Source organism: Jeotgalibacillus malaysiensis, assembly GCF_044789845.1.
GTDB classification, from domain to species: Bacteria; Bacillota; Bacilli; order Bacillales; family Jeotgalibacillaceae; genus Jeotgalibacillus; species Jeotgalibacillus malaysiensis_A.
Genome location: NZ_CP085252.1, coordinates 3,197,128 through 3,212,434, shown reverse-complemented (window position 1 = coordinate 3,212,434; position 15,307 = coordinate 3,197,128). Strand labels below are relative to the sequence as shown.

Annotated in this window: 13 protein-coding genes; 12 read left to right on the top strand and 1 reads right to left on the bottom strand. The window is 46.4% G+C overall.

Annotated features, from left to right (window positions below; translation table 11 throughout):
- Positions 1-134 precede the first annotated feature (134 nt).
- Positions 135-2,252 (bottom strand): beta-propeller domain-containing protein, encoded by a 2,118-nt coding sequence (locus LG330_RS16695; RefSeq protein WP_404405844.1) that lies wholly within the window; start codon positions 2,250-2,252, stop codon positions 135-137.
- Between the two features lie 177 nt (positions 2,253-2,429).
- On the opposite strand from LG330_RS16695, the gene LG330_RS16690 reads away from it, so the two are divergent.
- The 12 genes from LG330_RS16690 to LG330_RS16635 all read left to right on the top strand — a co-directional run bounded on the left by LG330_RS16690 (position 2,430) and on the right by LG330_RS16635 (position 15,300).
- Positions 2,430-3,179, top strand: coding sequence for a sugar phosphate isomerase/epimerase family protein (locus tag LG330_RS16690; protein WP_404405842.1), 750 nt, complete (start codon positions 2,430-2,432; stop codon positions 3,177-3,179).
- A 447-nt stretch (positions 3,180-3,626) separates the two neighbouring features.
- Positions 3,627-4,448 (top strand): M55 family metallopeptidase, encoded by an 822-nt coding sequence (locus LG330_RS16685; RefSeq protein WP_404405840.1) that lies wholly within the window; start codon positions 3,627-3,629, stop codon positions 4,446-4,448.
- 12 nt (positions 4,449-4,460) lie between these two features.
- Positions 4,461-5,393 (top strand): ABC transporter permease, encoded by a 933-nt coding sequence (locus tag LG330_RS16680; protein WP_404405838.1) that lies wholly within the window; start codon positions 4,461-4,463, stop codon positions 5,391-5,393.
- A gap of 1 nt (position 5,394) precedes the next feature.
- Complete coding sequence (locus tag LG330_RS16675) at positions 5,395-6,348, top strand: ABC transporter permease (RefSeq protein ID WP_404405836.1); 954 nt, start codon at positions 5,395-5,397, stop codon at positions 6,346-6,348.
- Between the two features lie 207 nt (positions 6,349-6,555).
- Positions 6,556-7,584 carry an ABC transporter ATP-binding protein gene (locus tag LG330_RS16670; protein ID WP_404405834.1) on the top strand — a complete coding sequence of 343 codons (1,029 nt, stop codon included), beginning with the start codon at positions 6,556-6,558 and terminating at the stop codon, positions 7,582-7,584.
- 84 nt (positions 7,585-7,668) lie between these two features.
- Positions 7,669-9,303, top strand: coding sequence for a peptide ABC transporter substrate-binding protein (locus tag LG330_RS16665; RefSeq protein ID WP_404405832.1), 1,635 nt, complete (start codon positions 7,669-7,671; stop codon positions 9,301-9,303).
- Between the two features lie 313 nt (positions 9,304-9,616).
- Entirely contained in the window at positions 9,617-10,537 is a 921-nt protein-coding gene (locus LG330_RS16660; RefSeq protein ID WP_404405830.1) for an LD-carboxypeptidase, read from the top strand.
- Positions 10,537-11,637 carry a dipeptide epimerase gene (locus tag LG330_RS16655; protein WP_404405828.1) on the top strand — a complete coding sequence of 367 codons (1,101 nt, stop codon included), beginning with the start codon at positions 10,537-10,539 and terminating at the stop codon, positions 11,635-11,637. Before LG330_RS16660 ends, LG330_RS16655 begins: the two co-directional genes overlap by 1 nt.
- Positions 11,634-12,542 carry an NlpC/P60 family protein gene (locus LG330_RS16650; RefSeq protein ID WP_404405826.1) on the top strand — a complete coding sequence of 303 codons (909 nt, stop codon included), beginning with the start codon at positions 11,634-11,636 and terminating at the stop codon, positions 12,540-12,542. Before LG330_RS16655 ends, LG330_RS16650 begins: the two co-directional genes overlap by 4 nt.
- A gap of 13 nt (positions 12,543-12,555) precedes the next feature.
- Positions 12,556-13,518: an ABC transporter ATP-binding protein gene (locus LG330_RS16645; RefSeq protein ID WP_039812120.1), complete on the top strand. Its 963-nt coding sequence runs from the start codon at positions 12,556-12,558 to the stop codon at positions 13,516-13,518.
- 672 nt (positions 13,519-14,190) lie between these two features.
- Entirely contained in the window at positions 14,191-14,391 is a 201-nt protein-coding gene (locus tag LG330_RS16640; protein WP_041123677.1) for a cold-shock protein, read from the top strand.
- Positions 14,392-14,715: 324 nt separating this feature from the next.
- Entirely contained in the window at positions 14,716-15,300 is a 585-nt protein-coding gene (locus LG330_RS16635; protein ID WP_404405823.1) for a DNA-3-methyladenine glycosylase, read from the top strand.
- Positions 15,301-15,307: the final 7 nt, after the last annotated feature.

The window sequence follows — 15,307 nt, the reverse complement described above, 5'->3', positions numbered from 1 at the left end:
AAGCAGCACTCAATTTTGTATATGTGGCATTTAACAGCATTCAATTGCAGTTTTACAACGGTCAAACGAAGAGATACAGCATTCAAACGCAATCGTTAAGCACTCAACTAAGTCTTTGACGAACACCGCATCATCTATGGCAGCGGGTGATGATCAATCCCATTATACTTAATCAGGTACAGGTCATCCTCCACATAAATCATCCGCTGCACCATGCTTTCATACTCTTCATACAGCTGGTTCGGATCTTTTTCATCCATATAAGTTTCAGCTGGTTCAATCCCATCCGTTGTAATGTGATAAAGCATGGCTCCCTGACCGTCAAAAGCAAGGTTCATATCATCATTTTCTTCATATAACATAATCGGGAATCCGTACAAACCGCGTTCCTCATGTCTGAAAAGCGCTTTATGATCGTATTGAATCGGAGAATGCGTGCCGCGTCCGCCGATGACCTCTACATCCTTTTCAACCGGATTCGAAAAGTCTGTGATATCGAAAAGTGAAATTTTCATGCCTTCCTGTCTGACAATCGGTGCTTCGCCAGGCTTTGTTTCTTCAAGCGACGTTTCCACACCGAAGCCGATCAGGTGATTATCATCAAGCGGGTGAAGATATGTGCTGAAGCCCGGAATCTTTAACTCGCCAAGTACTTCCGGCGCTGCGGGATCAGATGTATCAACCACATAAAGCGGATCCGTTTCCCTGAATGTCACGATATACGCTTTATCTCCCATGAATCTTGCTGAATAAATTCGCTCGCCTGGTGCAAGATCTTCAACAGAGCCGCTCATCGTCATCTGCTCATCTAGAATATATAGGTTATTCACTGAAGGCTGATCCTCTGACCACATGGAGCCTTTTGTTGTCGCTGCGCGGAAATAACCGTTGTGCTCATCCATTGAAAACTGATTGAGGATGCGGCCGGGTATTTTCCCCTGTGCAGTAAACTGAACGTTCAGTCCATCTATTGAAAACTTATAAATTTCCGTTTCATCCCCGGGACCGCCCCCGGCAGGCATAATATCCATCATTGGAAAGAAGGTATGCTGCATGGATGCTATATACAAATTGTTTTTAGACATATAGATCTGACCGCTGCTGCCTAAATAGGAGTGAACGGTCGCTTCTGTGTCCGGTTCATGTATCGGTACTGCAGAGATTGTTGCGTACTCAGTGCTGTTAGACTCTGGAATCTTCTGAATTTGATCAACCGGCTGTGTGAAGAATTCATCAGATACGGCCGTATCTTTTATAAAAGGCTGCAGTCTCGCATCAGCTTCTTCATTTTCCTGCATAATCCAGACATCAGGGTGGTGATTCGTGACAAGGTACAGAACGTCATCCACCATTCTCGAACTCGCCAGATATCCTTCAGCAGAGAACTCTCTTGTTAACGCGGGGGCAGCGGGATCAGTCACATCATAAATTTTAGCAGTCGTCGTGCTCACTTCCTGACCGGGCTTGCTGTGCCAGAAATCACCGACTGCCACCAGCGTATCGCCATTCAGGTAAAGCGATGAACCGTAAAAATTCCCCTTACCAAGCGTAATTGTATGAACCGTTTCAGTCGATCCGTCTTCTAAAATCTCTTCAATTCTGATGTTCTCGTTTTGATAAAGCATGTAAATGTAGTCGCCATCTGTCTGAACAATGTCAGCTTCCTCGACACCATCAACCTGGTTGTTCACAGTAGAAAAATCTCCGCCACCACCGACTGACGCACTATCCGCAGAATCTGCACTGCTTTCAGATGCGGATTCCTCCACTATCTCTCCGCCAATTCCTAGTGAACGGTTATTTTCAATCAGCGCTGAAAAGTGTTCTCTCAGCTCCTGCTCATTCGCAAATGTCGGAAGATCCGTCACGATTTTAAACTCAATCGCCTGCTCATCCTTCAGCTTTAGCCCAAGTGAGGACTTGATTTCCTCTGACAAATGAAGTGTGTAAAATGCCCCGTTTTCGTATCCGCCGTCCGGAGGTGCAACGACCAGCGTATGACCTTCATTTGAAAGCTCAATTGAAACAGCTGTTTTATTCCCATCCTGATCCTCTACAAAAACCGTTTCTTCATTAACTGTCTCTTCACGCATCTCTTCAGTAAAATTCATTTGCCACGTGTGATCACTGAAAACAGACCTGACCTCAGCGCCAGTTGCAGTGCTCGTCACCTCGGGCTTTTGCAGCAGATAAAAAGCCAGCCCGCCAACAGAGATTAGCAGAACGACCGATAAAACCAGCCACTTTTTCATACATCGCAACCTCCAATCAAGAGTGTAGATTTCTAAGTTCAACATTCTGCCTTCATTTTCCTTATTACATATAAGACGTAATGATTTCAATTAAGTTACATGAATAATCTGAAAATGGTTAATACTTGAGGTGAAAGTGTTTTCATAATACGCTTATGTAAAAGAGGAGGGTTTCACATGGTAAAGGTAGCGTTACAACTCTGGTCTGTAAAAGAAGCAATGGAAGAAAACCCTGAACAAACAATCCGCGCACTGAGCGAGGCAGGGTACGATGGCGTACAGCTTGCCGGTGATTACGGAAAATCAGGGGCAGAATGGAAAAAGATTTTATCAGAAAATCACTTAGAGGCAGCAGGTATTCATATGCCGGTCACTGCGCTTGAAAATACATCTGAACTTGATCACTGGATCAGCTTCAGTAAAGAAATCGGCAACACAAAGCTGATTATCCCTTTTGTAGATGAGGAATGGCGTACACTTGAAGGCTACAAAAAGCTGACGCGCCTGATGAATGCAGCTGCCGATCAGGTAAATAAATCCGGTATCAAGCTTGGCTATCACCATCACGATTTCGAATTTAAAACGGTGGAAACAAGTATGACAGGGTGGGACGTCATAGAAGAAACAGCAGATCCCGATCACATCCATTTTGAAATTGACGTCTACTGGACAGAATATGCAGGAATCGATACATATAATCTGCTTGACCGTCTGAAAGGTAATATTTTCTCTATTCATTTAAAAGATTCAGTAGAGGAAAACGGTCAAAAAAGAACGGCTGCAATCGGTAAAGGAAGCCTTGATCTGAAAGGCTTTGCCGATCGCGTTCAGACTGACTGGCTCGTTGTGGAGCAGGAGCACTTTGATGATGATCCACTTGAAGAAGTAAAGCCAAGCGCGAAGGTTGTTAAGGGCTGGTATGAATAAATTTTAGCGGAAATCCGGGGTGCTGCTCCGGGTTTTTTGTATGGTTGAAGGGGAGGTCAAATGTCACTATCTCCTGAACGTCTGTGAGAATCTCCTGAACATCAATGGTTATTTCACGATCCTGACCGGTAATTTTCTTTACCTCCTATGTAATCTCCTGAACCACCACAAACATCCCACATAATTATCCACCTACAAGCATAATTACCCGTCTATGTGAACAAAGAAATCTAAAAATAAACATAAATTTAAAAAAATTTTTCAACACCCGAATCAAACTATTTACCTAAACGAAATAGTTGATTTATCAGCGTTCAGGGACAATTGTAATACCATAAGAACCCTGATCTGACAGGGCTGAACAGTGCTTCCTCCATTTGATGGATTTACCTCTCTTTGGTATAGTTGTTTGAAAATTGTGATTGTAGATAAAAGGGGAATTTGTCGATGAAGGTTTACTTGTCAGTAGACATGGAGGGGATTACAGGCCTTCCGGATTATACATATGTCAGTTCGAATGAAAAAAATTACGAACGCGGCCGGCTGATCATGACACACGAAACGAATGCAGTCATTGAAGCGGCTTTTGAAGCAGGGGCGACAGAGGTGCTCGTCAACGATTCACATTCTAAAATGAACAACATTGTCATTGAGGAGCTTCACCCGGACGCTTTGTTAATCACAGGGGATGTGAAGCCATTTTCGATGGTGCAGGGGCTTGATTCGACGTTTGATGCAGCGATCTTCCTTGGCTATCATGCCCGCGCAGGTCAAAAAGGTGTCATGTCACACGCGATGACGTGGGGCGTGCGCAATATGTGGGTGGATGATGAAGTTGTCGGTGAGCTCGGGTTCAATGCGATGGTTGCAGGACACTTTGGTGTTCCTGTTGTCATGGTTGGGGGCGATGATTGTGCAGCAGCTGAAGCAAAGGCGCTGATCAGCGGTGTGAAGACTGCAGCAGTCAAAGAAACGATCTCAAGATCAGCTGTAAAAAGTCTGACGCCTGTAAAAGCCCGTGCGCTGTTAAAAGAAACAGCGGCTGACGCGTTAAAAGACATCCAGGCGAAGCCTTTAGTTGCATCTGATGCACCTGTTTTTAAAATCGAGTTCACTAATTACGGCATGGCGGAATGGGCGAATCTGATGCCCGGAACAGAGATGGAGCCGGACACCTGTATCGTGACGTTCAGAGCTAAAAACATCTTAGAAGCATATCAGGCAATGTTAGTCATGACAGAGCTTGCGATGCGCACATCATTTTGTTAGGGGGAGCAGCAGGTGGCAAGATACATAGCAAAACGTTTTATGATGATGGTGGTAACCATCCTGGTCATTGCGACACTGACATTCGTATTAATGAATGCGATTCCAGGTTCTCCATTTAACGAGGACCGTGGAACGAGTGAAGCAGTGCAGGCAAACTTAAATGCACACTTCGGGCTCGATCAGCCGCTGTATGTGCAGTACGGCATGTATTTAAAAAGTATCGCAACATTCGATTTCGGGCCGTCGATCAAAAATCCGAATCAGACCGTCAATGATTTGCTGGGCAGAGGATTTCCTATTTCAGCAGAGCTCGGAATTATCACCATTCTGCTTGCATTAGTCTCAGGTGTCGTACTTGGCGTGCTGGCAGCGCTCAGACATAACGGCATCATTGACTACCTGGCGATGACGCTTGCGGTGCTTGGGATTTCGATTCCAAACTTCGTGCTTGCAACGCTCGTCATTCAGCAGTTTGCGGTAAATTGGGGCGTACTTCCAGCTGCAACATGGTCAAGTCCCGCACATATGGTACTGCCAGTTGTAGCACTAGCAACAGGCCCGATGGCGATCATCGCCCGTCTGACCCGCTCAAGCATGCTTGAAGTACTGACGCAGGATTACATAAAAATGGCGCGTGCAAAAGGACTCACTCCTTTTAAAATCGTCGTCAAACATGCACTTAAAAATGCGATGCTTCCAGTCGTCACGATTCTCGGTACACTGGTTGCCGGCATTTTAACAGGGACGTTCGTCATCGAAAAAATCTTTGCGATTCCCGGTATGGGTAAGTATTTCGTCGACAGTATTAACGACCGTGATTATCCGGTCATTATGGGAACCACAGTCTTTTACAGTACGATTCTCGTGATTATGCTCTTCCTCGTGGATGTCGCATACACGCTGCTTGATCCACGGATTAAGCTCGTGAAGAAGGGAGGAGAGTAAGATGAGAAAGACGGTTGAAAATCCTTCTTCACATCAGGAAAAAATTCCGGATGACTGGTTCCGCCCGGTCGGACAGGATCGTGAAAAAGCAGAAGAGGTTGTACGTCCATCGCTTTCCTACTGGAGAGATGCGTGGAGAAGATTACTTAAAAACAAACTTGCAATGGCAGGACTCTTATTCTTAATTGGTCTTGCATTTATGGCGATATTCGGCCCAATGCTGACGCCGCACTCACCAACAACGCAGAACCTGCCAAATCAGAACCTTTCACCAAACAGTACACACTGGTTTGGAACGGATAATTTGGGACGTGACGTATTTGCCCGTACATGGTACGGCGCCAGAATCAGTTTATTCGTCGGACTGATGGCCGCACTGATTGACTTTACAATTGGTATCATTTACGGAGGAATCGCCGGCTACAAAGGCGGCAGAACCGATTCAGCGATGATGCGCGTGATTGAAATACTATACGGTCTGCCTTACTTACTCGTTGTCATCCTGCTGTTAGTAGTGATGGGACCAAGTCTTGTGACGATCATTGTAGCCCTGACAGTTACCGGGTGGATCGGGATGGCCCGGATTGTCCGCGGTCAGGTTATGCAGATTAAAAACTATGAATTCGTAACAGCTTCACAGTCATTTGGCGCAAAAACGTCAAGGATTATCCGTAAGAACCTGCTGCCAAATACGATGGGACCAATCATTGTTCAGATGACGCTGACAGTACCGACAGCCATTTTCGCAGAAGCCTTCCTAAGCTTCCTCGGACTCGGCATTCAGGCACCGCATGCAAGCTGGGGTGTAATGGCCAATGACGCACTTGGCGTCATCATCTCAGGCCACTGGTGGAGACTATTCTTCCCGGCATTCTTCATCTCACTGACCATGTTTGCGTTTAACGTACTTGGAGATGGCCTGCAGGATGCATTAGATCCGAAACTCAGAAAGTAACAGCTATTTAAAAAGAAATATTTATTCTTGCACAGCTGATGATTGGAGCGGAAGGGGGCGACTCCAGCGGCGGAAAGGGACAGGTGAGACCCTGGAATGCGAAGCATGTAAGGGGCTCACCGCCCGGCCGCGGAAAGCGTCCCCCTGAAGCGGAAATCATCAGCCAACGTTAAATAGCTTAAATAAAATAGCAGGAGTGAACAACAGATGACTGTAGCAGACAGAAAACACCGTACAGTCGATGGGACAGCAGCAGGAGAGCCCGTCCTGGAAGTACGCGACCTCGAAGTAACGTTCAAAACTTACGGAGGAACCGTGCAGGCTGTGCGCGGTGTGAACTTTGACGTATATAAAGGAGAGACACTTGCAATCGTAGGTGAATCTGGTTCGGGTAAAAGCGTGACATCAAGCGCGATCATGGGACTGATCCCATCACCGCCTGGCGAAATTAAACGCGGCAACGTTCAGTTTAAAGGAAAAGACCTGACAAAGCTGTCCAAGAAAAACATGCGGGAGATCCGCGGGGTCGATATCTCAATGATCTTCCAGGATCCGATGACAGCGCTGAACCCTACTTTAAAAATAGGAGATCAGCTGACAGAAGGAATCCGCCAGCATCAGAAGCTTTCAAAAGCACAGGCGAATGAAAAAGCGCTCGAAATGATGAAGCTTGTCGGCATTCCGAATCCTGAAGAGCGGCTGAAGCAGTATCCTCACCAGTTCAGTGGCGGAATGAGACAGCGGATCGTGATTGCGATTGCACTCATGTGTGAGCCGGAGCTGCTCATTGCAGATGAGCCGACAACCGCGCTTGATGTAACGATTCAGGCGCAGATCCTTGAATTGTTTGAAGAAATTCAGAAGAAAACCGGCGTTTCTATTATCCTGATTACGCATGACCTCGGCGTTGTGGCGAAAATCGCCCACCGGATCGCAGTCATGTATGCCGGCAAAATTGTTGAAATCGGTACAAAGCGCGAGGTCTTTTATCAGCCTGAGCATCCTTATACACAGGGCCTGTTGAATTCAGTTCCGCGACTTGATTTAAAAGGGAAGCCGCTTGAGCCGATTGAAGGCACACCACCGGATCTGTTTTCACCGCCGGCCGGCTGTCCATTTGCAGCCAGATGCCCGCATGCGATGTTTGTATGTGAAAAGGTGGTGCCGCAGGCAGAACGTTTGTCAGAAACGCACCAGGCAGACTGCTGGCTTTTAGATGATAGAGCAAAAAAGTAACAACTGGCCTGAAAGAGACGTTTCCGGTTCGTCCGGACGGCTTTCAGGCCGGCAAAAATAGTACATCATAGGGGGAATCACAGCATGAAAAAATGGGGAATCTTTTTATTTTCAATCGTCATGGTGCTTGTACTTGCAGCTTGTACGGCAAACGATGAAGCCGGCGAGGAAGAGCAGGATGAAGGCGGTCAGAGTGAAGAGGAAAGCGGAGAGAAAGTCCTTCGCATGAACAACGGCACAGAGCCGACCTCACTGAATCCGCCAATCGGATTTGATGCATCGTCATGGAACGTACTGAATAACGTAATGGAAGGACTGACGCGTCTTGGTCAGGACGACCAGCCACAGGAAGCAATGGCAGAGTCATGGGAAGTATCTGAAGACGGACTTACATACACGTTTTCAATCCGTGAAGATGCAAACTGGTCAAATGGAGAGCCTGTAACAGCAGAAGACTTCGTTTATGGCTGGACTTATATGCTCGAGCCTGAAACAGCATCTCCTGCAGCATTCCTTGCTTACTTTATCGAAGGCGCTGAAGCTTTCAACGCAGGCGAAGGAAGTGCAGAAGATCTTGGCATTACAGCAGTAGATGAAAAGACATTTGAAGTAACACTTACACAGCCAACAGCAGCATTTTTGAATATTATCTCAAATCCTTCATTCTTCCCGGTGCATAAAGCAACGGCTGAAGAAAATCCTGAATGGTTTGCTGAAGCTGACACGTTCGTGGCTAACGGACCGTTCAAGATTGAATCATGGACGCCTGACAGTGAGATCGTGATGGCGAAAAACGAAGAGTACTGGGATGCAGATACTGTAAAGCTTGATAAAGTTCACTGGGCAATGGTCAGCGATACAAACACTGAGTACCAGATGTTTGAAAGTGGAGACCTTGATATGACAGAAATTCCTGCAGACAGCGCTGAAGAACTGATCGACTCTGAAAATGTGGTCATCGAAGATCAGGCAGGTCTTGCATTTTACCGTTTTAACGTAGAAGAAGAGCCATTCCAGAACAAGAAAATCCGTCAGGCAATCGGTAAAGCCGTGAACCAGCAGGAGCTTGTTGATTACGTAACAAAAATGGGTGAAGTCCCTGCAACAGGATTCGTTTCACCTGGATTTGAAGATGCAGAAGGAAACGACTTCCGCGAAACAAACGGAGACCTTCAGACATTTGACGCTGAAGAAGCAACTCGTCTTCTTGAAGAAGGAATGGAAGAGGAAGGCTATGACGAGCTTCCAACGATCACACTGACTTACAGCAACACTGAATCAAACCGTATTGTCGCTGAAGCAATCCAGCAGATGGTCAGCCAGAATATCGGCGTTGATATGGAGCTCTCTGCTTCAGAAAGTAACGTATTCCTTGATGAGCAGCGCGCACTGCAGCACCAGCTGTCACGAAGCTCATTCCTGCATGACTATGCTGACCCTGTAAATGCACTTGAAAGCTTTGTAACCGGTTCGTCAATGAACCGTACAGGCTGGTCAAACGAAGAATACGATCAGCTGATTGCTGATGCAAAAGCAGAAACAGATGAGCAGGCACGTTATGAACTGCTTTATGAAGCTGAAAAGCTCTTAATGGACGAAGCACCAATCTTCACACTTCACTACTACAACCAGGTTTACCTGTATGCAGACAGCATCTCTGATGTTGTACGCCACCCGGTTGGATACCTTGAACTGAAGTGGGCAGATAAAGAAGCTTAAACTGAATGGGAAGTGCCGCTGTTGGGCGGTGCTTCCTGTTTGTTAGGTTGGTTGGGTGGTGTGGAATCATGCGTGGGGCAGTGGTTCGGCGTTTATGCCTGGGTGTTCAACGTATCATCGGGGGTGTTCGAAACAAATAAGTTAACCTTCGACGCTCAAAAGCACGACTTCAACACTTATTAACAGATGTTCGTCACTTAGGGTACATCGACCTACGCGTCAAACATGTTTTATTCCACAAAAAACACTTCTGTTTTCTGAAAAGAGGGTCACCAGCCCCTTTTTTCAGAGTACAGAAAGGAGCACGACACATATGATCTTACCTAAACGATTAAAAAGCGGGGACACAGTTGGATTTATTGCGCCGGCAAGTCCGCCAAATATAGCAAGCATGGAAAAATCACTGACATTTTTCACATCACTCGGATTAAAAGTAAAAGAGGGCAAACACGTGCGTAACGTCCATGGTTATTTAGCGGGAACAGACGAGGAGCGACTCGAAGATCTCCACACAATGTTTGCTGATCCTGAAGTAAGTGCAGTGATCTGCGCAGGGGGCGGTTACGGCACAGGACGTATCGCTGACAAAATTGATTATGACCTGATCCGTCAGAATCCGAAAATTTTCTGGGGCTACAGTGATATCACCTATTTACACACCGCCATCCGTCAGGAAACAGGGCTTGTCACGTTTCACGGTCCGATGCCGGCTTCTGATATCGGCAAGGATGAGTTCCATGAGCTTTCAGGTAAAATGTTTGCGCAGTTATTTGAGCCGAGAGAGCTTCATTACACAGAAGCAATTGGTGAGCTGAATGTGATTACAGCAGGGGCTGCGACAGGTGAGCTGACAGGCGGGAATCTGTCACTGATTGTGAGTACGCTGAATACAAAACACGAAATTGATATGAAAGACAAAATTCTTTTAATTGAAGATATAGATGAAGAGCCATACAGAATTGACGGCATGCTGAGTCAGCTGAAATCAGCGGGTAAGCTGCAGGAGCTGAATGGAATCGTAGTAGGTGACTTTAAAAATGCTGTACCGACAAACGGCAAACCGACACTTTCGCTTGATGAAGTGTTGCAGCATTATTTAGGCGACCTCGGTATTCCGGTCGTATCAGGCTTTAAAATTGGTCACTGTGAACCACATTTTTCAGTTCCGCTCGGCGTAAATGTAAAGCTCTCAGCTGGTGATAAGACGCTGACGCTGCTACCGGGGGTGGAGTGATGAAGATCCGCTCCATCGAAACGTTCCGCGTCAGAGTACCGCTGAAAAAACCTTTTAAAACTGCGCTCAGGACACTGACGGTTTCAGATTCTGTGATTGTAAAAATCATGGATGAAGACGGGCGCTCGGGGTACGGTGAAGCACCGCCGACACATGTGATTACCGGGGACTCACTTTCAAGTATTGAAGAAGCGGTCAATGGCATCATCGCACCGAAATGTATCGGGCAGTCACTTTTAAACAGAGAAAACCTGCTTCATACAGTAAATACGTCAATGGTGCGCAATACAAGCGCGAAGGCAGCTGTGGATTGTGCGATTCATGATCTGCTCGCACAGCACGCCGGTCTGCCATTGTATCAATTTCTAGGTGGCGCAACAGATTCTTTTGAAACAGACTACACGGTCAGTGTAAATGAGCCGGACGAAATGGCTGCAGATGCTGGGCAATTTAATCAGGACGGATTTTCTGTTTTAAAAATAAAGGTCGGTATTGGAGCAATCGAGGACGATCTTAAGCGTATTAGAGCCATTCGTGAAAAAACGGACTGCACGCTGAGACTTGATGCAAATCAGGGATGGACGGCGAAAGAGGCTGTGTACGCAATTAGCCGGATGGAGGATGAGGGACTGAACATAGAACTCGTTGAACAGCCGGTTAAGGCGCATGATCTTAAAGGATTAAAGTACGTGACAGATCATACATATACTAAGATTATGGCAGATGAAAGTGTCTTCAGCCCTCAGGATGCGATCCGCGTGCTTGAAATGCGGGCAGCTGATCTGATCAATATTAAGTTGATGAAATCCGGCGGGATCCATCAGGCGTTGATCATTGCAAAGCTTGCGGAAGCCTACGAAATTCCGTGCATGACAGGCAGCATGATCGAAACAAAGGTTGGCATTTCAGCAGCTGCCCATCTTGCAGCAAGTCAGCGTAACATTACACGCTATGATTTTGACGCACCGCTTTTGCTTGCTGAGGATATTGTAAACGGAGGCGTTCAGTATAACAGCGCCCACATGACATTTAACAAAGCACCAGGTCTTGGCATTGAATCAATTAAGGAACACGCAGTCCTTGGGGAGGTTAACAAATGAGAACGGCACAGATTAATGTAACAGCAGCGACACTCTGGACAGAGCCGGCATCACCACGTGAGCTTGATCAGCCTGCACTTGAAGTCCCGGTTAAGTTTGAGGACTGGCTCGGCGGCATGACGGCTGAAGAGCGTAAGGCGCTGCTGGATGATAATAAAGTTCAGTCGCAGGTGCTTTACGGAGACACTGTCACAATCGAAGAAGTGAAAGATGACTGGGCACAGGTCGTTGTATTATCTCAAAGCTCCAAAAAGCATCCGGCAGGCTATCCTGGATGGATTCCATTGGCACAGCTGACTGAAATCGACGCTGACGATTTGGAACCGTCTGAGGAAAAAGCAATCATCACGTCTGATTTCGCTAATCTTTTAAATGAACATGGTGAAACCCTTGTGACACTTGCGTTTACAACGATTCTGCCGGTAACAGGTGTTGATGAGGAAAAGGTAGAAGTGCATACACCTCACGGACAGGCTTTTGTGAAAAGAGATGCGGTGAAACTATTCACAGATGAGCTGGATCAGGGGACGCCTGAAGCCATTTTAAAAGACGGTGAAAGGTTTCTGGACCTTCTGTATCTGTGGGGAGGCATGACGCCATACGGCTATGACTGCTCAGGCTTCAGCTATTCAATGATGAGAGCGAACGGCTATCTGATCCCGCGTGATGCATCTGATCAGGCAGCGGCCGGTAAAGAAGTTGCCAAAAAGGATGTGCAGCCCGGGGATTTAATCTTTTTTGCTTATGAAGAAGGAAAAGGACGCCTGCATCACGTAGCGATTTATCACGGTGACGGCAAAATGATCCACTCGCCGACTCCGGGTAAAAAGATTATGATTCAGGAAATCGCAGGAACGTTTTACGAAAAAGAATGGTGCCAGACAAGGCGCTACTGGCAGGAATGAGGAGGAAGACACCATGAGCGGGCAGAAACTGCTGGAAGTAACAGACTTGAAAAAACATTTTGATCTCGGTAAAAACCAGCTCCTGAAAGCGGTAGACGGGATCAGCTTTGATGTACATAAAGGGGAAACGCTTGGCCTTGTAGGAGAATCAGGCTGCGGTAAATCCACGACAGGGCGCACTGTGATGGGCTTATATAACCGGACAGAAGGCGCAGTGACATTTGACGGGAAAGACGTTCACAGCATGTCTGAAAAAGACCGTTTTGATTTCCTGCGCAATATGCAGATGATTTTTCAGGATCCGTACGCTTCATTGAATCCTAGATCAACTGTACTTGAAATTATCTCAGAGCCGATGGAAATTCACGGCCTTTATAAAAACCAGAAAGAAATGAAAGAAAAGGTATATCAGCTCCTTGAAGATGTAGGGCTGAACCGCGATCACGCCAACCGTTACCCGCACGAATTCTCAGGCGGTCAGCGCCAGAGAATCGGAATCGCACGCGCACTTGCACTCGATCCGGACTTTATCGTGGCGGACGAGCCGATCTCAGCACTGGATGTATCTGTTCAGGCACAGGTCGTGAATCTGCTTAAGTCTCTGCAGGAGGAAAAAGGGCTGACGTATTTGTTTATTGCCCATGACCTCTCAATGGTTAAGCATATCTCTGATCGTATTGGCGTAATGTACCTTGGCCGCATGATGGAGCTGACAACAAGTGAGAAGCTATATGACGAGCCGCTCCACCCATATACAAAAGCACTCATGTCAGCGATTCCGATTCCAGACCCTGATGTAGAGGAGTCACGCGAACGGATTCTACTTGAAGGTGAGCTGCCAAGTCCGATCAATCCACCATCAGGCTGCGTATTCAGAACGCGCTGTCCGGTCGCTACAGCACATTGCGCCGAAGCAGTGCCGGAGTGGCGTGAAGTACGCCCCGGACACTTTGCTGCATGCCACTACGCAGAGTGAAATGTTTGTACCTCCCGAGTTGTGGGAATAACAAGATTAACTTGAGCACAAGCGGGAGGGATTCATAATGGGAAGACTCATTAAACGCGCAATCAAATACGGACCGATCGTTTACCCTTTCATCCGTAAGTTTTTAAATAGCCGTAAAGCTAAAAAGTATTAAGTAGAAAAGGCCGTCCTTTGGGTGGTCTTTTTTGTTTGGGAGTGTGCAGGGTTTGCTTACGGGAAACAGGCTGGAATTAAGGTCACAATCGTTAAATTTCGGGTCAGAACCGGGAAATGCAAGGTCGCATTCATCAGATTTAAGGTCATTAACCTTTGCAGTTGAAGGATTTAAAATCACACACCTTCATTTTCAGGTCTCGCTTTCCAGATTTGAATTACTTTTTATCATCTATTTTCTGCAACAGCAATCCTATTCTGATCACCATCGTAACGCTTGCACAAGCATCAATGGCGAATCATGTCGGAAAGTATTTTACCAAAAGGTTTGCTATTTCCAAAACCCCATGCTATGATTAGTCCATGCTTAATACGTAACACCATCTAATTCACATGTTATCAGGAACTTTTTACATTTTCCGATCATGTAAAAAGCTTGTGATAGCATGTGAATTCTTTGTTTTTACTCAGCTATTAAGTAAAACTTAGAACACAGTGGAGGAATTACCCATGAACGAAGGTACAGTAAAATGGTTTAATGCAGAAAAAGGATTTGGCTTCATCGAAGTAGACGGCGGCGAAGATGTATTCGTACACTTCTCAGCTATCACTGGCGACGGATTCAAAACTCTTGAAGAAGGTCAAAAAGTTAGCTTTGAAATCACTCAAGGCAACCGTGGCGACCAAGCTGCTAACGTTGTAAAATTATAATTTTACACTTCCAAAACACCTGCTTCTCTTTTGAGGAGCGGGTGTTTTTTTGTTGTTATACAGGCACATTGGGGACGGAGTTAAGTGATTCGTTTTTGTAGTGATTCTAAAAATGGCTCGTGTGGGGACGGAGTTAAGTGATCCATTTTTGTAATGATTCTATTTTTGACTCACTGAACTCCGTCCCCGCGTATGCCATTTCTGTAATCATTCTAAAATCGGCACACTCAACTCCGTCCCGCCCGCGCTACCTAAAAAATTGTTTTAAGCAGGAATCACTTAGGGAAAGAAAGAAGTATTGCATAAAGAAAGTGTGGGATTTTCATGAAGCCACTGGCACAGCCATTTTATGAACGGACGGCGCTTGAGCTTGCGGAGTCTTTGATTGGGAAGCTGCTTGTGAAGGATACGCCTGAGGGCAGGGCGTCGGGGATGATTGTGGAGACTGAGGCGTATATGGGTGCGGACGACCGGGCGGCTCATAGTTTTGGGAACCGCAGGACGCGCCGGACTGAGATTATGTTTGGAAAGGCGGGTTCTGTTTATACGTATCAGATGCATACGCATACGCTTGTGAATGTGGTGGCAGCTGAAGTGGATACGCCACAGGCGGTTTTGATTCGCGCAGTTGTGCCGGTTGAAGGACTTCATTTGATGGAGGAAAGGCGTCCCGGCAGAAAGCAGGTTGAGTGGACGAATGGTCCTGGCAAACTGACGAAGGCACTAGGGATTGAGATGAGTGATTACGGCTCGCATTATACGGTGCCGCCACTACAGATTTTTGAGGGATGGGACCATGAGGATTTTGAGATTGTAACGGGTCCGAGAATCGGTATTGATAATACGGGTGAAGCAAAACATTATCCGTGGCGGTTTTTTGTAAAAGGAAATCCGTATATTTCGCGTTAAACGAAGG